Annotated in this window: 22 protein-coding genes and 1 riboswitch; of the genes, 16 read left to right on the plus strand and 6 right to left on the minus strand. The window is 36.3% G+C overall.

Annotated features, from left to right (window positions below):
* Nucleotides 1-63: 63 nt before the first annotated feature.
* Nucleotides 64-1,449, plus strand: a complete 1,386-nt coding sequence (locus tag BM260_RS00970) for a DHA2 family efflux MFS transporter permease subunit (protein WP_093534121.1) — start codon at nucleotides 64-66, stop codon at nucleotides 1,447-1,449.
* Nucleotides 1,450-1,494: 45 nt separating this feature from the next.
* Here the strand turns inward: BM260_RS00970 and BM260_RS18900 are convergent, their stop codons facing one another.
* From BM260_RS18900 to BM260_RS00985, 3 genes are all read right to left on the minus strand, one after another.
* Nucleotides 1,495-1,644 (minus strand): phosphatase PAP2 family protein, encoded by a 150-nt coding sequence (locus tag BM260_RS18900; RefSeq protein ID WP_093534123.1) that lies wholly within the window; start codon nucleotides 1,642-1,644, stop codon nucleotides 1,495-1,497.
* Nucleotides 1,645-1,652: 8 nt separating this feature from the next.
* Nucleotides 1,653-2,114 carry a phosphatase PAP2 family protein gene (locus tag BM260_RS00980; protein ID WP_093534125.1) on the minus strand — a complete coding sequence of 154 codons (462 nt, stop codon included), beginning with the start codon at nucleotides 2,112-2,114 and terminating at the stop codon, nucleotides 1,653-1,655.
* Between the two features lie 132 nt (nucleotides 2,115-2,246).
* The gene (locus BM260_RS00985; protein ID WP_093534127.1) at nucleotides 2,247-3,140 is read right to left on the minus strand and encodes a DMT family transporter; all 894 of its coding nucleotides are present in this window, start codon (nucleotides 3,138-3,140) and stop codon (nucleotides 2,247-2,249) included.
* Between the two features lie 280 nt (nucleotides 3,141-3,420).
* On the opposite strand from BM260_RS00985, the gene BM260_RS00990 reads away from it, so the two are divergent.
* Together BM260_RS00990 and BM260_RS00995 are read left to right on the plus strand one after the other, a co-directional pair.
* Nucleotides 3,421-4,149, plus strand: a complete 729-nt coding sequence (locus tag BM260_RS00990; RefSeq protein ID WP_093534129.1) for a ZinT family metal-binding protein — start codon at nucleotides 3,421-3,423, stop codon at nucleotides 4,147-4,149.
* Between the two features lie 356 nt (nucleotides 4,150-4,505).
* Entirely contained in the window at nucleotides 4,506-4,838 is a 333-nt protein-coding gene (locus BM260_RS00995) for a hypothetical protein (RefSeq protein ID WP_093534131.1), read from the plus strand.
* A 584-nt stretch (nucleotides 4,839-5,422) separates the two neighbouring features.
* Here BM260_RS00995 and serC read toward each other — a convergent pair.
* Complete coding sequence (serC, locus tag BM260_RS01005; RefSeq protein WP_093534135.1) at nucleotides 5,423-6,520, minus strand: 3-phosphoserine/phosphohydroxythreonine transaminase; 1,098 nt, start codon at nucleotides 6,518-6,520, stop codon at nucleotides 5,423-5,425.
* Between the two features lie 236 nt (nucleotides 6,521-6,756).
* Between serC and BM260_RS01010 the strand changes: the two genes are divergently transcribed.
* The 3 genes from BM260_RS01010 (at nucleotide 6,757) to BM260_RS01020 (ending at nucleotide 11,083) form a co-directional block, all read left to right on the plus strand.
* The gene (locus BM260_RS01010; protein WP_093534137.1) at nucleotides 6,757-8,511 is read left to right on the plus strand and encodes an ABC transporter ATP-binding protein; all 1,755 of its coding nucleotides are present in this window, start codon (nucleotides 6,757-6,759) and stop codon (nucleotides 8,509-8,511) included.
* Entirely contained in the window at nucleotides 8,511-10,295 is a 1,785-nt protein-coding gene (locus tag BM260_RS01015; RefSeq protein WP_093534139.1) for an ABC transporter ATP-binding protein, read from the plus strand. The genes BM260_RS01010 and BM260_RS01015 overlap by 1 nt, the downstream gene beginning before the upstream one ends.
* A gap of 140 nt (nucleotides 10,296-10,435) precedes the next feature.
* Nucleotides 10,436-11,083, plus strand: coding sequence for an SDR family oxidoreductase (locus tag BM260_RS01020; RefSeq protein WP_093534141.1), 648 nt, complete (start codon nucleotides 10,436-10,438; stop codon nucleotides 11,081-11,083).
* Here BM260_RS01020 and BM260_RS18305 read toward each other — a convergent pair.
* Nucleotides 11,080-11,286, minus strand: coding sequence for a hypothetical protein (locus BM260_RS18305; protein ID WP_175496149.1), 207 nt, complete (start codon nucleotides 11,284-11,286; stop codon nucleotides 11,080-11,082). The two genes, BM260_RS01020 and BM260_RS18305, sit on opposite strands and share 4 nt — an antisense overlap.
* 227 nt (nucleotides 11,287-11,513) lie before the next feature.
* Between BM260_RS18305 and BM260_RS01025 the strand changes: the two genes are divergently transcribed.
* The 3 genes from BM260_RS01025 to BM260_RS01035 all read left to right on the plus strand — a co-directional run bounded on the left by BM260_RS01025 (nucleotide 11,514) and on the right by BM260_RS01035 (nucleotide 14,444).
* Nucleotides 11,514-12,053 carry a cysteine hydrolase family protein gene (locus BM260_RS01025; RefSeq protein WP_093534143.1) on the plus strand — a complete coding sequence of 180 codons (540 nt, stop codon included), beginning with the start codon at nucleotides 11,514-11,516 and terminating at the stop codon, nucleotides 12,051-12,053.
* 236 nt (nucleotides 12,054-12,289) lie between these two features.
* Nucleotides 12,290-13,756, plus strand: a complete 1,467-nt coding sequence (locus BM260_RS01030) for an amidase family protein (RefSeq protein WP_093534145.1) — start codon at nucleotides 12,290-12,292, stop codon at nucleotides 13,754-13,756.
* 208 nt (nucleotides 13,757-13,964) lie between these two features.
* Nucleotides 13,965-14,444 carry a YjdJ family protein gene (locus BM260_RS01035; RefSeq protein WP_093534147.1) on the plus strand — a complete coding sequence of 160 codons (480 nt, stop codon included), beginning with the start codon at nucleotides 13,965-13,967 and terminating at the stop codon, nucleotides 14,442-14,444.
* Nucleotides 14,445-14,544: 100 nt separating this feature from the next.
* Here BM260_RS01035 and BM260_RS01040 read toward each other — a convergent pair whose 3' ends face one another.
* A complete protein-coding gene (locus BM260_RS01040; RefSeq protein ID WP_093534149.1) occupies nucleotides 14,545-14,925 on the minus strand; it encodes a hypothetical protein in 381 nt (126 codons plus the stop codon).
* 394 nt (nucleotides 14,926-15,319) lie between these two features.
* Nucleotides 15,320-15,420, plus strand: a riboswitch (TPP riboswitch).
* Nucleotides 15,421-15,566: 146 nt separating this feature from the next.
* On the opposite strand from BM260_RS01040, the gene BM260_RS01045 reads away from it, so the two are divergent.
* The 7 genes from BM260_RS01045 (at nucleotide 15,567) to BM260_RS01075 (ending at nucleotide 21,657) form a co-directional block, all read left to right on the plus strand.
* Nucleotides 15,567-16,319 (plus strand): 3-oxoacyl-ACP reductase, encoded by a 753-nt coding sequence (locus tag BM260_RS01045; protein ID WP_093534151.1) that lies wholly within the window; start codon nucleotides 15,567-15,569, stop codon nucleotides 16,317-16,319.
* A 79-nt stretch (nucleotides 16,320-16,398) separates the two neighbouring features.
* Complete coding sequence (locus tag BM260_RS01050) at nucleotides 16,399-17,718, plus strand: LLM class flavin-dependent oxidoreductase (RefSeq protein WP_093534154.1); 1,320 nt, start codon at nucleotides 16,399-16,401, stop codon at nucleotides 17,716-17,718.
* Nucleotides 17,719-17,803: 85 nt separating this feature from the next.
* Complete coding sequence (thiM, locus tag BM260_RS01055) at nucleotides 17,804-18,559, plus strand: hydroxyethylthiazole kinase (protein ID WP_175496150.1); 756 nt, start codon at nucleotides 17,804-17,806, stop codon at nucleotides 18,557-18,559.
* Entirely contained in the window at nucleotides 18,552-19,418 is an 867-nt protein-coding gene (gene thiD, locus BM260_RS01060; protein WP_245762599.1) for a bifunctional hydroxymethylpyrimidine kinase/phosphomethylpyrimidine kinase, read from the plus strand. Before thiM ends, thiD begins: the two co-directional genes overlap by 8 nt.
* The gene (thiE, locus tag BM260_RS01065) at nucleotides 19,375-20,031 is read left to right on the plus strand and encodes a thiamine phosphate synthase (RefSeq protein WP_245762600.1); all 657 of its coding nucleotides are present in this window, start codon (nucleotides 19,375-19,377) and stop codon (nucleotides 20,029-20,031) included. Before thiD ends, thiE begins: the two co-directional genes overlap by 44 nt.
* Entirely contained in the window at nucleotides 20,028-20,525 is a 498-nt protein-coding gene (gene thiW / locus BM260_RS01070) for an energy coupling factor transporter S component ThiW (protein WP_093534156.1), read from the plus strand. Before thiE ends, thiW begins: the two co-directional genes overlap by 4 nt.
* A gap of 286 nt (nucleotides 20,526-20,811) precedes the next feature.
* Nucleotides 20,812-21,657 (plus strand): MBL fold metallo-hydrolase, encoded by an 846-nt coding sequence (locus BM260_RS01075; RefSeq protein WP_093534158.1) that lies wholly within the window; start codon nucleotides 20,812-20,814, stop codon nucleotides 21,655-21,657.
* Nucleotides 21,658-21,963: the final 306 nt, after the last annotated feature.

Here is a 21,963-nt window from a genome sequence, read left to right on the forward strand (position 1 = left end):
TTTTGCTAATATATTTTATAGACACTTTGTCGATAATATTTATTATATGGGAAGGAATTTTATATGCCAAACGAGATCTCAAGTACTACCAAAAAAATACTACTTATCATTATGATTACAGGAACCTTCTTTTCTACCTTAAATCAAACACTCTTAAATGTTGCACTTAGTGATTTAATGATTGTTTTTAATGTAAATACCTCGACGATTCAATGGCTAGCAACTGGCTTTATGCTTGTAAACGGAGTGTTAGTGCCCATTACAGCATACTTAATGAAACGATTTTCAACTCGTCAGTTGTTTATTAGTTCTTTGTTATTCTTACTGATTGGCTCGATTGTTGCAGCATGTGCCAATAATTTCGGCGTACTATTAACAGGTAGAATGATTCAAGCAGTAGGTGCAGGGATTATCATTCCATTAATGATGACTGTAATTGTATACTTATACCCAGCGGAAAAACGTGGCGCGGTTATGGGCAAGATTGGTTTTGCCATTATTTTTGCACCAGCAATTGCACCAACTTTAGCAGGGGTTATTTTAGAATATTTATCATGGCGATGGTTATTTATCATGATGATTCCATTTGTAGCAGTAATCATCATTCTAGCAAGTAAATATTTAGTGAATGTTGCGGAAACGTCCAAAGCAAAACTCGACATAGTAAGTGTGATATATTCCACTTTAGGGTTTGGATTTGTTCTTTTTGGCTTTAGTAGTGCAGGTAGCCGAGGATGGGATGATTTAGTCGTCCTTACTTCCATTGTTGGAGGTTTGCTCGTAACAATCTTGTTCTGTTACCGACAGATAAAGTCTGCGGAGCCTCTATTGAATCTAAGTGTTTTTAAATTTAAAGTGTTTACGATGACGACAGTTGTGAATATTGTTATTACCATTTTAATGTATGCCGATTTAATATTGCTGCCGATTTATTTGCAGGACGGGCGGGGGTTTACTGCACTCGGTGCAGGATTGTTATTATTACCTGGGGCAATTATTAATGCCATACTTTCTCCAGTAACTGGGAAGTTATTCGATAAATTTGGGGCAAAACCTTTGTTTATCTTAGGAACAGGATTAATCGCGATATCGATGCTTGCGGTTATTGATTTATCACCCGAAACAACCACAATATATATTTTAGTTCGTACAATTTTATTGCGTATTGGTTTAGCATTTATCACAATGCCTTTAAATACCGCTGCTTTAAATGCCTTACCAAAAGAATTAGCTTCTCACGGATCAGCTATTAATAATACGGTTCGTCAGCTCGCGGGAGCAATAGGGACAGCTGTTATAATGACAATCTATACGATTCAATTAGTGAATGTCTCGTTAGAGTCTAATACTGCTTATATTAATGCGGCAAGTAACACGTATTTCTATATGTTTGTAATTTCTATAATAGCGTTTATCATTACTTGGTTTACGCCGAAGAAGACTAGCTAATGAACATTTTATAGGAATACCAAAAAGACTTAAGTTCTAGTGGACTTAAGTCTTTTTGTTTGTTTGTTCGCTTAAATTCCGATGTTCTCTGTTTAACCACCATACGCAAAGGATGAACCAACTATAGCCAAGCAGCCACCCGGCTACAATATCCGAAGCAAAGTGACGTCCTTCTGTTATTCGAGAAAATCCCATGAGCACTGCTAATATAATGGCTGAAATTCAAACGATGAGCGATATTTTCTTCGAATTAATATGAGCGTAATTAGATAAGAGATTGTTAATAAATAAACTAAGCCATGAAAAGCATGTCCGGATGGAAAACTATAAGTAGAAAACTGATCTACAATTTCAGGTCGAGGACGTTCGATAATTCGTTTTAAAAATTGATATAAACCATATCCCACCCCGATGGATAGTAGGACAAAAACCATTAACCTGTAGTCTTGTTTTCGAATCCAAAGGAGGATTAGAACAAGTATCATAATCGCAAAAATAAACTTGGTTTCACCTAAATAATGAAATATTGCAATAAAACTGTTGCCATATAACGTATTAAAAGCAACCTCATCAAAAGCTTGGATGAATGGTGTTTCATAAGTTATCCATATAACACAAAATACAACGAAAGCACAAACGGCTAAAACATATTGTAACTTATTCATACATCTATTCTCCATTTTAGTAAGGATACATTAGTATGGCTAAGATACGAATAGAAATACAATTTATATACGTAGTATCTTAGTTTTAAATGATAAACAGTAGGAATCTCATATTCCTACTGTTTTGTTAAATCATTTAGTTGTTGTTTTTAATCTGTTTGGGAGATTAATAGAATTATTTTCACTAACAAATGTTGCACCTAAAAGTAATGCACCACCAAGTATTTGCACAAAAGCCATTTGCTCTTGCAAGATAAGCGCAGATATTACTAATGAGGTGATTGGATCTGCATAGCTTAGTGCAGCGATGCTTTGTCCTTTTAGTTTTTGCATACCCGAGAAGAATAACAAGAATCCAATACCCGTGTGTATAACCCCTAAGATTAATATAAAAGGAATGGAAGAACTAGATACTTCTAAAATTCCAAATCCCTCCGTAAAGAAAACATATGGCATGAGAAGTATTGTGGCTGTTCCCAGTTGAAGGACAGTAGTTTCTAACCCATCCATGTTTTTAATAAACTTATTTAGCAACATTAAAGAAGCATATAACACAGCTGCCATTAAACCATAACCAATGCCAATTAAGTCATTCAATCCAGATGTATTCACACCACCATTACCAACAATGAACAACATACCGAGCATAGCTACAGCAATACAAATTATTTTCTTCACGGATAATTTTTCCTTGAGTACAAGTGGCGAAACAATTAGAACAATAACTGGTGCAAAATAATAACTTAAAGTCGCATTAGAAAGAGTCGTATGCTTGAATGCTTGGAACAGGAAAATCCAATTTCCACCCAAAGCAATACTAGATAGTAATAAAATAAGCGCATTTACTTTAACTATTGCCCACGAAATTTTCTTTTTCATCAGGAACATCACAGTTGTTAAAAACAAACTGCCGATTAAACCACGTAGTAAAGCTATTTCACTAGAAGACAAATCAATGTATCGAACAAACACACCGATTGTGCCAAAGATTATCATTGATAATAAGAACTGAATTTTAGATTTCATCGTTTGCTCCTCCAAATCGGTGAAAGTGTTCGTATTTCGCAGACTCTTCAACTGTTATTAATAGCAGTTGAAAATACCTTAGGAATTCTCGACATTTCTTGATGAACTTATTATACATAATGACATATTGTTTAACCACCTGAGCTTTAGTTAGATAACATTAGTCTCCCAACCTATTTTGTCCTATTCTCCATATGTTAATTTTTACTTGACGTTTAAAAAAGACATGTATATACTTCTAAATAGTAATCATTACGATTTACGTAAAGGAGATTTAGAGATGAAGATTTCATTAGCAACAGGCTTAAGTGTAGTAGTCATAAGTTCAATATTGGTAGGTTGTCAGAATTCAGAACCAGATGGGGCCACCACTGAAAAAGAAGTAAATAGTGCAGAAAGTCAAACAGATTTTAGTGAGCAAGAGCATGACCATGATCATGAACATAGTCATGGTCATGGTCATGATGAAAAGACAAAAATTTACGATGGGTTTTTCGATGATAGCCAGGTAAGTAATCGCTCCCTTTCGGATTGGGAAGGCGATTGGCAGTCCGTTTATCCCTATCTTCAAGACGGTACACTTGACGAAGTATTCGAATATAAAGCTGAGCTGGACGATTCTAAGACAACCGAAGAGATTAAGGGATATTATGACAAAGGTTATAATACGAATGTGGAGCGAATTATAATTCAAAGGGAGAAAGTTACTTTCTACAAAGGAGAAACAGAGTATTCCGGGCAATATATCAATGATGGATATGAAATACTAACATATGAAGCTGGAAACAGAGGGGTCCGATACATATTTAAATTAGTAGGAAAGAGTGATGGACTGCCTCAATATATTCAATTTAGTGATCATAGCATTAGTCCGAATGAATCTGACCACTTCCATTTATATTGGGGTGACGACCGTACGGCTCTACTAGAAGAAGTAACAAATTGGCCAACTTACTACTCGTCAGAATTGGACGGACATGATATTGCACACGAAATGATAGAGCACTAACTTTAATAATTAAATAAAGTAAGCTATCTTAGGAAAGTGTTCTGTCTTATACAGGATACTTTCCTTTTTTATATACTATTTTAGGGACAAGAGCTGTTTAGAACATATTTTAAAGTTACTGATTAAAGTGGGAGAAGTGTACGAAGATGTTTAACTTGAAGAGCAATGCACTACTTAGCAGGAAAGTTAACAGGAAAATATTTTAGCCGTTAAGTGTCATACTTCAAAAAGGATAGGAATAAGTACATAACTAGAACCTATTATAAAATGGGGAGAAATGAGATGATTATACGTTAGAAAAACTGAGGGAAATTAATCTGAAAACTGCTGTAATACTAGGGATTGTTTTTTACTCTTTGACTATCTTACTACATCTTCTTATTCTAAGCGGAATTATTCCGTTAACATGGATTAATGGCGGACGTTCTGAATCCTTCACTACTCAGTTACCAGTATCTATAATCAATATTTTTATTTCTATTATTGGAATAGGATTTACGCTTTTTATAAGTAAAAATGTATTAAAGAAGTACCAAAGAGGAATTACCGTTATATGTTGGCTTTTTGTAGTACTCTGGTCAGTTGGTTTTGTACAACAATTGCTAGGAACACCTTTTGAGAAAATGATTTGTTCATTAATATTGTTACTAGGAGTCATCTCGAACTTGAGGATGGCGATCGAAAAATGAAAATAATATAGTGCTTTACATAATGAGCTATTTATACAGCTCTCAGACTGTAGACAAACTCAATCTTAGGTGTATAGAGTTGAATATTAAACTCGGCAAGGCCCACCACTTCGCTTTCCGTGGTCTTGGCTTCAGCCTCCTCGTCACTACGTTCCTGCGGGGTCTTCAGCTCAAGCTTTTCCCACTGGAGTCTTCGTGGTGGACCTTGCCTTATAAACAGTTCCAATAGAGTATTCAATATCTTACTTTTAATAGGATGAATAAACCCATTTATTATTATTCATAACCGTTTATAAAAATACCTTTGTCGTCAAACTGTGAGCTGTTTATACAGCTCTTTTTTACATTAGCCGAGTCTGTTACATTAAGTTGGATTTACTCAAATAGAAATTATTAATACACCCTAAGCGGTAAACAAAGGAAATAAAGGATATAAATGAAATTATCGTTCTTAAGTCTATAGATTCGTCCGAAGAACCTCAGTAGTTATGTTAAAAATATCCCTCTTAAATGTCATCAATGAAAAGAAAAAGAAGAGTAATTCATATAAAACCCAAGGTAAATTAACCTTGGGTTTTAAAAAGTTATTTATGTTTATTTTGAAATGCAATCATGAAATCTTGTAAAGCTTTACATGTTTCAAGTGGAACCGAGTTATAAGTGGAAGCACGGCAACCACCTACAGAACGATGGCCATTTAAGCCCACAAATCCTGCATCTTTTGCTTCAGTTAAAAATTGTTTTTCTAATTCCTCGTCTGCTACGCGGAATGTAATGTTCATGAGAGAACGGCTTTCTTTTGAAGCATGTCCTGTATAGAAGCCATTACTGTTATCAATTACATCATAAATCAGTTTAGCTTTTTCCTCATTTTGTTTAGCAATAGCAGCTAATCCGCCTTGTTTTTCTATCCATTTTAATACTTCGCCAAGCATATAAATGCCGAAAGTTGGTGGTGTGTTATATAAGGAATTACTTTCTACATGTGTGCTGTACTTTAGAATTGTTGGTATTTCTTTATTGGCTTTTGCAAGAAAATCCCTACGCGCAATAACAACAGTTACTCCAGACGGGCCTAAGTTCTTTTGTGCTCCTGCATAAATCAGATCAAATCTACTAATATCTATAGGTTTTGACATGATATCACTAGACATATCTGCTATTAAAGGAACCTCGCCTGTATCAGGGAACTCCGACCATTGTGTTCCATAGATTGTATTATTGGATGTTAGATGAACATATGCGTCATCTGACCCGAAATCAATTTCTTCTAAAGAAGGGATATTCCGATATTTATCTTCTTTAGTACTGGCAGTTTGAACAGGTTCACCAAAAAGTGTAGCTTCTTTATAAGCTTTTTCAGACCAAACTCCTGTCATCACATAGCTTGCCTTTTTTTCAAGCTGTAGGAAGTTCATCGGAATCATAGTAAATTGAAGGCTTGCTCCACCTTGGAGGAATAGAACTTCATAATCGTCAGGAATAGCAAAAAGTTTACGTAAACGAGAAATTGCTTCATTATGTACTTCTTCAAACGTGGAACTACGGTGACTCATTTCCATAATAGACATGCCTGTCCCATGGAAATTGACTAATTCTTGTTGTGCCTTTTCTAACACTTCTACTGGAAGTGCAGATGGACCTGCATTGAAATTATACGCACGTTGGTTTGATTGGCTCAATATAAACTCTCCTATTCTAGTGAATTCAATATATTTATCTATTATATACGGTTTTTAAGTGAAAACATTAAATATTTTGCGATAAATTTAGAAAAGTGAATAAATTGTTAACGTTCAATTTTTGTTACCGAATAAGAATATTTCAGAAACCGAATTATTTCTTTAATTCATCTATCGGAATGTTCTAATATTTGCTAAAATGGTAAAGTCTTAATACATATAGTGGGGGAAGAAAAGTGAAAGTATTCTTAGATTTAGGATGGTTTTTTAAACAGAGAAAAAAGCAGTATTTGATTGGGATTCTAATGTTACTATTCGTTGCATTTCTACAGCTGCTGCCACCGAAAATAATAGGGTATGTAGTAGATGAAATCAGTCAAAAAACACTAACTACGGAGTTTTTGGTGAAATGGTTAGTTGTTTTAGCACTGGCGTCGATTGGGATGTATGTTTTGCGATATTATTGGCGAATTATGATTTTCGGTTCGTCCATATATTTAGCAAGACAGCTAAGAGAAAATTTGTTTCGTCATTTTACGAAAATGTCTCCATCCTTTTATCAGAAAAAGCGTGTTGGAGATTTAATGGCCCATGCTACAAATGACTTATCAGCAGTTCAACAGACAGCTGGAGCAGGCGTGCTGACACTTGTAGATTCGCTAGCAACAGGGGGGTTCGTAATAGCAGCAATGGCGATTACGATAAACTGGAAGCTAACATTGATAGCATTGTTACCACTGCCTCTATTGGCTATACTAACAAGCTATTATGGTAAACTATTACATCAACGGTTTCGATACGCACAAGAAGCTTTTTCCAACTTAAATGACAAATCACAGGAAAGTATTTCTGGTGTAAAAGTCATTAAAACATTTGGGCAGGAGAAAGAAGATACGAAGGATTTTGTTCGATTATCAGAAGAAGTAGTAGACAAAAATATACGCGTCGCAAAAGTAGACGCATTATTTGATCCGACCATTTCTTTAGTCGTAGGGATGTGTTTCTTCTTATCTATAGTATTTGGTACTAGATACATACTTGCCGATGAAATGTCGATTGGGGATTTATTTGCTTTTACTTCTTATCTTGGTTTGCTCGTTTGGCCAATGCTAGCGTTCGGTTGGCTGTTCAATATTGTGGAGCGAGGACGCGCATCTTATGACCGTATTAAAAATCTAATGGACGAAAAGATTGAAATAGATGATATTCCAGATGCAGTGAATGTAAAGCCCGAAGGAGATATACATTTCCATATTGAGGACTTCAAATTTCCAGGTGACGATCGAAGCGCATTACATAATGTAGACTTTACACTTAAACGAGGCGAGACACTCGGTATTGTCGGTAAAACGGGATCGGGGAAAACAGCTATATTAAAGCTATTAATGCGAGAATTTGAAGGATATACAGGGAATATTTTGTATGGTGACTTTTCAATTGACACATACAAAAAACGCAGTTTACGTGAAGCGATTGGTTATGTACCACAGGATCATTTCCTATTCTCTACTACAGTTGCTGGTAATATAGCTTTTGCCAATGCAAATGCCACGATAGAAGAAGTGCAGGAAGCTGCAAGATTAGCTTATATTCATGAGGACATTTTACATTTTACAAATGGCTATAATACAATTGTTGGTGAACGCGGAGTATCATTATCTGGCGGGCAAAAACAACGTATATCTATTGCGCGTGCACTGATGATGGAACCCGAGTTACTCATTTTAGATGACTCTTTATCGGCAGTCGATGCTAAAACCGAGGAAGCGATTTTAGAAGCATTAAAGGCTAAACGCAGCGATGAAACTACTATTATTACTTCTCATCGACTGAGTGCAATTCAACACGCACATCAGATCATTGTGATGAATGATGGGACAATTGTAGAAAAAGGATCGCATGAAGAGTTAATGGAACTGCAAGGAATCTATTATGAAATGTACCAACTACAGCAGTTAGAGTCATTAGTGGAACAGGGGGGTGAAGCATAATGAATGACAAACAACCACAGCTAACAGGTAAAGACCAGTGGGTAGTTTTCAAACGTTTGCTGGGCTACTTGAAACCACATAAAAAAGTAATAGCCATCGCATTGCTATTACTAATACTAACCGTGACAGGTGATATTCTTGGGCCTTATTTGATCAAGACGTATATGGATGACTTTTTGACCCCTAGATATTTCCCAACTGGACCCCTCTTAGGCCTTGCACTTGGATATATTTTTATACAAGTTGGGAACGTAATTGTCAGCTATTTTCAGCTACTAACTTTCCAAAAGCTAGCGCTGAAAATTATTCAGCAGATGCGAATTGATGTATTTTCAAAAGTTCACAAATTAGGAATGCGCTATTTTGACAAAACACCAGCGGGTAGTATTGTATCTCGCGTTACTAATGATACTGAAGCTATTAAGGATATGTTCGTTAGTGTGTTGGTTGGATTTGTACAAAGTGGTTTTTTAGTAATTGGTGTATATATCGCCATGTTTATATTAAATGTGAAACTAGCACTAGTTACGACGATTCTATTGCCAATATTAGCTATAATTATCCTAACTTATCGAAAATATAGTTCGGTAGTTTATCAAGATCTTAGAGAGCGATTAAGTCAGTTAAATGCCAAGCTAGCTGAGTCCTTACAAGGAATGACGATGATTCAAGCATTTAGACAGGAAGATCGTCTACAGGATGAATTTAACGAAATCAATGATTCACACTGGAAAGCTGGTAGACGAAATATTAAACTGGATAGCTTATTACTTCGTCCAGCCATTGATTTGGTCTATGCCTTAGCGATTATTATGGTACTTAGCTACTTCGGGATTACCTCTATGAATAATATCGTAGAAGTCGGTGTTATATATGCTTTTGTTACCTATATCGATCGGTTCTTCGAGCCAATCAATCAAGTAATGCAGCGGCTTTCTATTTTTCAACAGGCAATTGTCGCAGCATCCAGGGTTTTCAAGTTATTGGATGAGACAGACTTAGCACCTAAACAACAAAACGTAGAAACGGCGAAAATCGAACAAGGGAAAATTGAATTCCAAAATATTACTTTTTCCTATGATGGAAAAACAGATGTGCTAAAGAATATTTCGTTTACGGCTGAACCTGGTCAAACGGTTGCTTTAGTCGGACATACCGGTAGTGGGAAAAGTTCGATTATTAACTTACTGATGCGTTTTTATGAATTCGAGCAGGGTGATATTAAAATAGATGGACATTCTGTGAAAGACTTCAAATCAGCAGAGATGCGTGATAAGGTTGGGCTCGTTTTGCAGGATCCGTTCCTGTTTTACGGGGATATCGAAAGTAATATTCGCCTTCATGCATCAGATATGAAGGATTCGGCAGTACAGGAAGCGGCGGAGTTTGTACAGGCAAATAATTTTATAGAGAAACTACCGAATGCTTATAAACAAAAAGTAACGGAACGAGGCTCTACTTTTTCAAGCGGTCAAAGACAACTCGTAGCATTTGCTCGTACGATAGCTACTAATCCTAAGATTTTAGTGCTAGATGAAGCAACTGCGAACATTGATACAGAAACGGAAGTTGCAATTCAAAGTAGTTTAGAAAAAATGAGAAAAGGACGGACGACCATTGCGATTGCCCATCGTTTAAGTACTATACAGGATGCAGAACTAATTCTTGTACTTCATCATGGGGAAATAGTTGAACGAGGGACCCATCAGGAGCTCCTAAACCAAAAAGGTTTGTATCATAAGATGTATCTACTACAAAATAATGTAGTGGAGGATATCGCCTAATTCATACGTCAACATAAACCAGCCAAGAGTAATAACTCTTGGCTGGTTTATTTCTTGTTTGGGAAAAAGCTGATTAATTGTAATGACTTTCCACTTGTGAAAGGATAGAGGGAGAACAATTTTGAAGGGAGACGTTTCTAATGAACGTAATAGTTATTGGAGCAAACGGACAAATTGGGCAACATGTAGTAAATGAATTGCATCAAAGTAACACTCATACGGTGACCGCAGTGGTCCGAAAAAAAGAGCAAGCGGAAAAGCTTATGAATCGCAATATCCAAGCAATAGTAGCGGACTTAGAAGGCACTGTGGAAGATCTTGAAAAAGTAATTACTGGAGCAGATGCCATCATCTTTATTGCAGGTTCGGGTGGACATACAGGACCAGATAAAACATTATTAATCGATTTAGATGGTGCAGTAAAAACGATGGAAGCTGCTAAACAAGCAGGAGTGGAGCGTTATATTATGGTAAGTGCATATGATGCTGATAAACGCCAAAATTGGAACGAAGGAATGCGTCCTTATTATGTAGCGAAACACTATGCTGACCGAATGCTCGAAGCAAGCGGTTTAAACTACACGATAGTTCGACCAGGTGGACTTGTGAATGAACCTGCAATTTGCAAAATTACGGTAGGGGCGGAAGCCAAGCCGAGCACCATTACTCGGGAAGACGTAGCACATACACTTATTGCAGCCTTAGAGAATAAACAAACATATCATCGTTCCTTTAATGTAGTAAACGGGGAACATTCAATTGAAACAGCATTGAATAATCTTAACTAAAATAGATAGCCTCTTGATATTTGAGAGGCTTTTTTTAACTTTTTCATCGATACCGACTTATCTGGAAAGTGTAAAAGTATATTTCCTCCTGAGGACAAAACGACTTCAAATGATAATGTTGATTCGTTAATTGATAGAAACTCTTCATACAACCAGTCATCTATTTCACGATTGTAAATAGGTTTATCATTCTCATAATTCAAATGCAAAAATTGAAAGAAAGAGACATTGTTAAAACTCAATATCCAATCATCGTCACTTGAAACAGTGAAGTGTATGTTTGAGTGAAGGAGACTTTTATGTTCAATTTCTATTTTGATATGTCTTTCTTATAGAACCAACGCCGCAGTTTAGTTGAATAAGCAGGTATTTAGGAATTGATGTTGAATTGGCTATTATAAGAGAATCAAATTAAACAGGTGGTGGAGATATGAAAGCACTATTAGTAATTGATGTACAAAATGTAATTGTGGAATTTAAAGATTTTCAGCAAGAACTGAACAGTATTGAAAGTATTATTCAAGACTTTAAAGTAAATGAAGAACCTGTAATATTTATAAGAAATTTAGATGATGATGAAAAAAGCCCTTTCAATAAAAAATTACCAAGCTCAGAACTTCATCATTCTCTAAAGGAATATGCAGACATTGTAATTGAAAAGAAGACACCTAGTGCTTTCTTTCATACAGAACTTAGTGAAAAGTTAGAGCAACTGGGTGTAGAACATCTTTTTATAACAGGATTTAACACTGAGTTTTGTTGCCAGTTTACTGCAATAGCAGCCTATGACAGGGGCTATCAGGTCACTTTTATTGAAGATGCTACAGGTACTGTTAATGACGAAGCTACATATGAAATGAAAGGATTGGATGTAAGGGATTTCGTAGGGACAGCTTTACATTGGTCTAAGGTTATTGAAGTATTGGATTTAGAGGAATATGTTGAAGCATATAAATCAAGCAGCGTTTAAATATTTGTTTACTTGAAAATTATAGTAAACAAATATAAATAAAATTTCACTACATCAGCTACTAGTAGCAATTTCCTTATTGCATTAACGGGTGCTTAGTTGAAGATCATTGAGCTGCCTAGGCAGCTCTTTTTTCTATATCACCAGAAGAGGATGTTTAGTTAAAAAAGGGATATTTCAATTAATATAGAATAATTACTTATGAATAAAAAATGGAGCAATAAAGGGGCATTAAATTGGAAATAAGGTTTAATAACTTTTTTAGAGAAGAATTAACAATTAATGAAATTCAAGTAGCTATGGAAAATGAAGAGATAACTTCAAAAGAGTTAGTTATGTATTATCTTTACAGAATTGCAAAGTATGACCAAGATGGACCGAAAATAAATTCTATTCTTGAAATAAATCCTGACGCAATCTTCATTGCGGAAGCATTAGATTATGAAAGAAAAACAACTGGTGTTAGAGGGCCTTTGCACGGTATTCCCGTTGTTCTGAAAGACAGTATTGAAACAAATGATTCAATGCATACCAGTGCAGGAACACTTGCATTAGAGAATCATATTAGTAGTCATGATGCATTCATTGTTGAAAAGCTCCGTAACTCAGGTGCAGTACTCTTAGGAAAGGCTAATATGACAGAATTAGCTAATGGGATGTCAAATACAATGTGGGCAGGCTATAGTTCCAGAGGTGGGCAAGTATTAAATCCATATGGCGATGCTAACCTTTTTGTTGGTGGATCCAGTTCAGGTTCAGCCGTGGCAGTTGCTGCAAATTTTACAGTATTGGCTGTTGGCACTGAAACAGATGCTTCTATTCTAAGTCCAGCGGTTACAAACGCTGTGGTAGGTATAAAACCTACGGTTGGCTTGATAAGCCGAACAGGTATAATTCCTTTCACATATTCTCAAGATACGGCTGGTCCAATGGCAAGAACCGTTACGGACGCTTCTATTTTATTGGGAGCTTTAGTTGGTGTTGATAATCTTGATGCCGCTACCCATAAAAACATAGGAAGGCTTCAACGGGATTATTCAACTTTTTTGGATTCTATGGGCTTAAGGGGAGCGAAAATTGGTGTATTCAAAGGTGCTTCTAAAGCGTTTTATGGATCTGAAGAATATGATGCGGGATTATTTGAGGATGCCATACAGACCTTAAATCAAGAAGGTGCTATGGTCACTGAAGATATCGAGATTCCTTCTTTTCATAGAGAGTGGAAAAGGGTGGTACTAGTATCAGAGTTGAAACATAGCCTAGAAAATTATCTTTCCAAACTCCCTTCGTATTTACCGGTACATTCTATAACCGATCTGATTCAGTTTAACAAGAGTAATGCAGATAGGGCATTGAAATACGGACAGAATAAGTTGGAGGAAATTGTGGGATTACCTAATACGTTAAGAAATCCTGAATATTTGAATGCAAAACTTGATGATTTATATTTTTCTCAGTCTGGGATTGATTTTGCTTTGAAAAAGTATGACCTTGATGCAATTCTTTTCCCTTCATATATAGGGTCGACAATCTTTGCTAAAGCTGGATATCCATCTATTGCTCTACCTGCTGGATACAAGGAAAGTGGAAGACCTTTTGGTATAACTTTTGCTGGTACTGCTTTTAGTGAAGGTATATTAATCAAACTTGCTTATGCCTTTGAACAAGCCACAAAACATCGGAAAAGACCCAAATTAATATGAAAAAGAAAGATGTACTTCATTCCTCATGAACAGTTAAATCAACCTAGAAAAACAATTGATTCAAATATATCTAAAAATCCTTCTTCAACTAACGAGGTGCTTTAGCAAAATAAAACTAACGAGAAACAGTCTGATTTGTTATGCAACTAATGCAGAAAGTAATGTAAGGCATCTTGGTAATAAATGGAGGTTACTAGGAGGACGAAAAATGTTTAAGTATGTGTTGCAATTTATCGTTGGAATCTTTACTTTAGTGGTATCAACATTTATAGCTTGGTATGAAGGAAGTACAATAACCAATAATTCTTTGGAATGGGGGTATTCAACACCATTTACTAAATTATTTAACATTGAGATTACGAATGGTCGTGATATTAGTCAACTTGATTATTTTGTTTATGCAGCTAAATTTCACCCACTATTTCCCGCTATTATGATAGTTAGTGCATTCTATATTTTGAGTGTAGTTGGTTATCTTCTTATAAAAAGTAAGTCTAAATGGACTACAGGATTTTGGGGATTATTAAGTTGTATTATGTTATTACTTAGTGGTTTTATTTTTAATTCACCAACCATTGGCGTAAGGATTTTATTCTGGATTGCTTTAGTAAGTGGACTAATTAGTATAGCTGTTGCAATGTTCGTGGGCTTAAGAAATTTCAAGAACAAAGAGACCGTTGAATTATAACATTGTGAAGAGTTTCCTTAAACTAACGGCTGCTTTAGCTCAATAAGAAAAAATCTTTACTCCTTGTTGAAGTAAAGCAACCGTTTATTGAGTAATCCGTTTATTTAAGTTCTAATACGACTTTTTCCGTTTTACCATCCCAAGAAAATTCCGCCACAATAACTTCATCTTCCGCTACCCTTACTTCATGTTGAATGTTCCCTTCTTCGAGCCTGCCCTTTCCTTTAAAACTCGCATCCGTAACTTTTTGCTCGCTCTTAGCTATGCTAGTGGAAACTATGTAATCAAATGTTTCCGGAGGATCCCCTTCACCGATAAAGTCAATAATGTAGCTGGCTGTTTGTGACTTCCCATCATCCACTGCTTTATATTTTACTAACCAATGGTCACTTTCTCCTTCAAAGTGCAACGTGCTAACACCAATTACAGCACAACCAGCGAGTAGCATGAACAAGAATCCCATCGCAATCTTCTTCACCATTTTCCCCACCTCCGTTCATTTAAATTTATACTGAATATAAGTAATTACCTGCTGTAAATTGTAATCAAATATTCACCTACTTTGTATTGCCATCTTTAACACTTCTTTTACAAAATGCCTATTTACTTAAATACGTTTGAAAATAAAATGAGTTCCAATTTCAACAAAATTTACATTTAATAATTTATTTTTTCTTTTTGACTAGTCGAGAAGAAGAGATTGTACTTAAATATATAAAATAGCGAAAGCTTCATAAGTAATTTTATATATGCTATACAGATTCAAGCCCAGTTATTGTGAGAAAAATGGCTTGATTATTTTAGCGATGCCTTAACACCTAACAAACAAGACTTGACATAAAATTCTAAAAACTATACATTGAAAGTAACTTAAATATAATCACTAGGGGTGTTATTTAACTGAGATGAGTATTTACTCAAACCCTTTGAACCTGAACTAGTTAATACTAGCGGAGGAAAGTGTAGATTCTAATACATAATAGCAGGCTGATGATGCCTAATTTTTACTATGCAATTATTTGTATTTGCGCAACTTTCCTAAAGGAAGGTTGCGTTTTTTTATTATATCTATCACTTTATCATTTAAGTTTCAGCAAAACTAACAGTATGGGAGTGGTTATGATGAAAAGAACAGTATTGGTAACGGGCAGTAGTAGAGGTTTGGGATCGGCTATTGTAAAAGAATTGGCACATCAAGGATTTAAAGTGGTTATTAACTACTATAAAAGTAAAGATGCCGCTGAAGAGCTTGTTTCTATACTAGGTAAAGAGAATGCAATTGCAATTTGTGCAGATGTCACAAATCGGGCAGAAGTCGATGCCTTGGTAAAGAAAGCAACCGAATATTTTGGTCAAATAGATGTTGTAGTCAACAATGCATTGGTAGGTTTCAAATTTGATCCAAACAAACAGAAATCCTTTACAGAACTTACTTGGGAGGATTATCAAAAACAACTAGACGGCACTTTAAAAGCCGCATTTAATGTAGTCCAAAGTGTTATACCTCAATTTATTGAACGACGAAATGGAAGTATTATAAGCATTGGTACCAATTTGTATCAAAACCCTGTTGTTCCTTATCATGAATATACAACAGCAAAGGCTGGACTAATTGGTTTTACGCGAAATATCGCCGCTGAACTGGGACAATTCGGCATAAGAGCAAATGTAGTTTCAGGTGGATTATTAAAAACGACTGACGCCAGTGCTTTTACAACTCCTGAAGTATTCGATTTAATTGCTCAATCAACGCCTTTGAAGAAAGTAACTAGCCCTGAAGATGTAGCCAATATGGTCGCTTATTTATCTTCAGAAAATGCTGATGGTATTACAGGTCAGAATTTAACAGTAGATGGCGGTTTGACAATGAACTAGTAACTTAATTTATAATAGATAGTCTTACAAAAATAGACGATTTAAGCAGTCACTCATGACATAGGTAGAGGAGTAGCTAATGAAAGGAAATCAAAGAAAACAAATCCACTTAGGCGTATTGCTGTATGGATGTGGACATCATCAGGCTGCTTGGTTAATGCCTGATTCAAGCATTGAATGCATCGGGAACATTTCTTATTACCAATCCTTAGCACAGTTAGCTGAAACGGGTTGCTTTGATGCGGTGTTCTTTGCCGACAATCAATCATTCCCTGCCAACGCCTCAAATGAAATGCCAGCATTTTGGTTAGATCCAGTGGTCAATTTAACTGCTATTTCTCAAGTGACAAATTATGTGGGATTAGTTTCAACAATCTCAAGTACCTTTTCGAATCCTTACACTGCTTCGCGACAACTGTTAAGCCTAGATCACATTACAAACGGACGTGTCGGGTGGAATCTCGTTACCTCAATGAGGGACGAGGAAGCATTAAATCATAGTATGTCGGAACTGCCTTCTCATGATAAACGGTATGAAAAGGCCGAAGAATTTGCTTCTTTAATGAATAAACTATTTCTATCATGGGACAGCAAGGAGATTCTATATAATCGAGCAGAAAAACAGTTAATCAATCCTGTTAATATACAACCTGTTGACCACAATGGGACCTATTTTAAAGTGAAGGGCCCATCCACGACGCCAAAAAGCCCTCAAGGCAAACCAGTAGCCATGCAAGCAGGGGCATCTAAACAAGGGATTGCATTAGCTGCGAAATATGCAGATGCCGTCTATTCAGTGTCATGGAACTTAAACCAAGCGAAAAAGTACCGCAAGAAGTTGGATGAACAGGTTAAGCAATACGAAGACTGTAATCGACATATTAAAGTATTCCCAGGCTTAGTCACTTATGTAGGGCGTACTCATGAAGAAGCTTTTGCCAAAAAATCAGCGTTAGATGAGAAATTACCTGTAGAAACGGCTTTAAAACAGTTGAGCTTCTTTCTCCAGCAAGATTGTTCTAAATGGGACATTGAACTAAAAGTACCTCCATTACCTCCGGCAGAAGAATTTATGGGTCCGGTTGGACGATACGAAACAATATTAGAAATTATTAAAGATACTCAACCTACAGTAAAAGAACTCTTAGGATACCTTAATGCAGGTGGCGGACATTTCACGCTGATTGGTACTCCTGAGAAAATTGTGGATCAGATGGAGGTTTGGATTGAGGCGGGTGTAGCGGACGGATTTAATCTTATGCCACCTACATTGCCTGGTAGTTTAGAGGACTTTGTTGAACTCATTGTTCCTGAAATGCAAAAAAGGAATATTTTCAGAAAGCAATATGAGGGGCATACCCTCCGTGAGCATTTGGGGTTACCAATAGGAATTAGTTAAGTTGGTCCATGATCCACCAGGAATCACTATTTACGGCATCAAGATTGAGAAAGACAATCTTAGGATGTGGAAGGGGAAGTTGTTGATGAATGTATCTATACGTGAAAAATCACCAATCGTACATTGTATGACAAACAAAGTCGTGGCGAATTTTCAAGCCAATGGATTGCTTGCTATTGGAGCATCACCGATTATGGGAGATGAAGAAAGAGAAGTGGAAGAACTAGTCACACTCTCCAATATTCTCTCATTGAATATTGGCACTTTAAATGAACGAACGTACAGCAGTATGCTAGTGGCTGGAAGAGTTGCAAATCAAATAGGAATCCCTGTAGTGCTTGACCCCGTCGGAGTGGGAGCTACTCGATATCGTCTTCAAGCGGTGGATAGACTTCTAGATGAAGTCAAAATAAATTTAATACGATGTAATACTGGTGAACTGGCGTCACTTATGAAAAAAGAATGGGCTTCCAAGGGAGTAGATTCAGGGAACGGACAACTTGATCGAAAAGAAGAGGCTATGGCTTTAGCTAGACAAAAAGAGTGCATAGTCGTTGTGACAGGAGAAGAAGACATTGTGACGGATGGAAGTTGTTTGAAGACAGTAAGAGCAGGGCACGTTCGAATGACAACAGTAACTGGAACAGGCTGCTTACTGAGTAGTATTTTAGGAGCTCACCTTGCCTTGACATCAAAAAACCATGTAGAACTTTTGAGTAGTGCTTTGTACGAATATGGAGCATCAGGAGAAGAGGCTGCAGAGAAAACAGAATTTTCCGGGGCATTTCAACAAGCTTTTCTTGATCGATTAAGTGCAAGAGGATGGAGATACGATGTCTGATTCAATGCCATGTGTTTTAACGATTGCAGGTTCTGACTCAGGTGGAGGAGCCGGGATACAAGCAGATATAAAATCTTTTCAAGAACGAGATGTATTTGGAACGAGTGTTATTACAGCAATCACTGCTCAAAACACTTGCGGGGTGCAAGGTGTCTATCCCGTAGAAGCAAAAGCTGTCCAACAACAGCTCCAATCTGTTGGAGAGGATTTCTTTATTTCAGCAGTTAAAACTGGGATGCTCTTTAACACAGATACAATCGCTCTTGTCGCGAATGCAATATCAGAGTACAGGTGGAAAAATATCGTCGTCGATCCCGTGATGGTTTCAACCAGTGGACATATCTTGTTAGAGGAGGAAGCGATTGATACCTTGAAAACGAAACTCTTCCCTTTAGCACGTATCGTCACACCAAACATACCAGAAGCTGAGCATCTAACAGGATTAAAAATTGAAAAAGATATTGATATTTTAAAGGCTGCAGAAAGAATTTTATCGATGGGTGTCAAATCGGTGCTTATCAAGGGTGGTCATAAAAAAGACGAATATGTAGAAGACGTATATGTTGACGAAAAAGGCGTATGTATCCGTTTCAGTTCAAAGCGAATCGATACAAAAAATACCCACGGAACAGGCTGTACCTTCAGTGCAGTCCTCACAGCTGAATTGGGTAAGAGAAATAATATTGATGAAGCATTGATGACCTCCAAAAGATACATTCAATCTGCAATCGAAAACGTTATCTCACTCGGACATGGGCATGGTCCTACTAACCACGGAGCCTATAGAAAAAAAGGCATAAAGGAGAGGATTATTAGTGTTCAAGAAACCATCGATTTATTTCATAATGGGGACAGCTAATGTGAAGGATGAGGAACCGTTGACGGTTCTAGAGGACGCATTACAGGCAGGAATCACGCACTTCCAATTACGCGAAAAAGGGAAAGGTGCACTAGTTGGTAGCGAATTAGTTGCATTTGCTCAAGCGTGTAAAAGACTATGTAAAATCTATGGTGTACCATTTATTGTGAATGATGATGTTGAACTTGCACTATCCGTCCAAGCTGACGGAATCCACCTCGGGCAAGGAGATTGGAAGGAAGGGGTGAAAGAAGTCATCACAAGCAAAGGGATGGTTCTTGGTCGCTCAGTACATACCATGCACGAAGCGAAAGATGCTATTCGCTCAGGTGCAGATTATTTAGGAGTAGGCTCGGTGTTCCCTACTCTTACAAAGCCAGATGCTGAACATGAGGTGGGTGCTTCCACTTCCCTTATTCGGGAACTCCATGAGCGCTTTCCGAACATTCCAGTTATAGGTATAGGCGGAATTGAACCGTCAAATGTTCATGTTGTCTGGGAAGCAGGTGCGACAGGCGTAGCGGTTATTTCTTGTATTTGTAAAACGAGTGAGCGAAGAGAAGTGATATCAAAACTTTCACCTCCGCTTAAAATAGAGAGGCGGGCACGATGAAATCACAAAAGTTGGTACTAATGGCGATGTTTGTGTCCATAGGAGTATTAGGGTCTGCATTTATTTGGTTTCCTGCTGGCATAGCAAAAGCGTATCCTATTCAACACGCAATAAATGTGTTGTCTGCGGTTTTTTTGGGACCTATAGGAGCCGTTGGTGTTGCACTGATGACTGCAGTCATACGGATTTTCACAGGTACTGGTTCACTTCTAGCTATTCCTGGTGGAATCATTGGAGCCCTGCTTGCAGGTGTTCTGTATAAAATCACAGGTAGAGTAGGAATGGCGGTAGTTGGTGAAATTGTTGGCACAGGATTGTTAGCGTCTTTAGTTGCAGTTCCCTACGCAAAAGTTTTTATGGGATCAGAATTCGGCGCATTGTTTTTTGTTCCAGCATTTTTTGCCTCTAGTCTAAGTGGGGCTTTGATTGCTTGGATTATTGCTAAGAGAATTGAAAGAAGCTCGATACGGTTAGTTGACCACTCATTAAAATAAAAGTGTTTGCACTTTTGATTCCACAATCTTTCCAGGTAATACATTGTCAATTTTATTGTAAATTACCGTCGAACATAGAACTAAAAAACAATTCACACTAATAATTTCAGAATTTTCATAAAGAACAGTTTTTATTGTGTTATAATTTTCCGTAGTGTAAAAGGAGGTACAGGTCCAATGGTAAAAAAATAAAATGAGAAAATCTTAAAATGTTTTATTAACCTTAGTATAAACGTGTAGATTTTCTCTTTCATGGAATTAATATCTAGAATAGAGGAGACATAACATGTTAAATAAATTAAGTAATACTATTTATTATTTATCTAATCAAGATAATAACGAAAGACCAACATTAGGATTGGTATGTGGTGATAGTTATAGTTTAATAATCGATTCAGGTAATTCACCTCAGCATGCTAAAGACTTTTTACTAGAAATCGAGAAGCTAAATGTACCACCAGTTAAATATGTTGTTATTACCCATGCACATTGGGATCACTTTCTAGGAATGAATGAATTTGATGCAACTGTTATTGTTAATAGTCAAACAAACGAAATCATAAAAGAATGGCAAAGTTTTTCCTATGACGATCGTTCTCTCAAGAGCTATGTGAATACTAATCAAATGAGTGCTATGTGTATGAATATTATACAAACTGATATGCCAAACAGGAATAGTTTTAAGCTAAAATCTCCAGATGTAATCTTTGAAAAAACATTAACTATTGATTTGGGTAATAAAGTTTGCATACTTGAAAAAATCAAAAGTACTCATTCGGAGGACTCTACGGTCATTTACATCCCTGATGAAAAAGTTGTCTTTTTAGGTGATTGTGCATATGGTACAACGACAAATTCTTTATTTCATTTCAAGCAATCATTGTTATTACCAATGATTAAAGATATTCTAAAATATAATGCTGAAATGTTTTTACTTGGTCATGAATCGATCTGTGATTCTACTGAAATGGATATATATTGGAGAGAGTTAACAAGATCAAGTCAAGTTGTAAAATCGTCCTCACTAGAAGATGCTTTAGAGTGCTTTATAGTAGAAAATAAAAGGGACCCTAATAATAATGAATTATTTTTCATAAAAGCATTTGTTAATGACCATATTATTCAATCATAATAATTCTATAGAATAAGAATACATCATTTAAATATAAAAATTAGCCACCTCATTTAAAAATTGAAATGAGGTGGCTTTTAATGACCAAGTTTTTTTCTCATTTTTCTTATTATGAATTATTTACTTTTCCTGCCTTTCGAAAAGATGGAATATTTGCTAAACTTAAAAAGTCTTATAATCTATTCTTTAAAACCATATATTATATATGGATTTTCGTCACTATGAAGGAACTGTAGCTTCTCTGTTTAAAAGAGTCAAAAAGCTGTCACAAGCAATTATGAGGTCAAATAGGAGGAAATTTGATAC

The sequence above is a fragment of the Psychrobacillus psychrotolerans genome, from assembly GCF_900115805.1.
GTDB lineage: Bacteria > Bacillota > Bacilli > Bacillales_A > Planococcaceae > Psychrobacillus > Psychrobacillus psychrotolerans.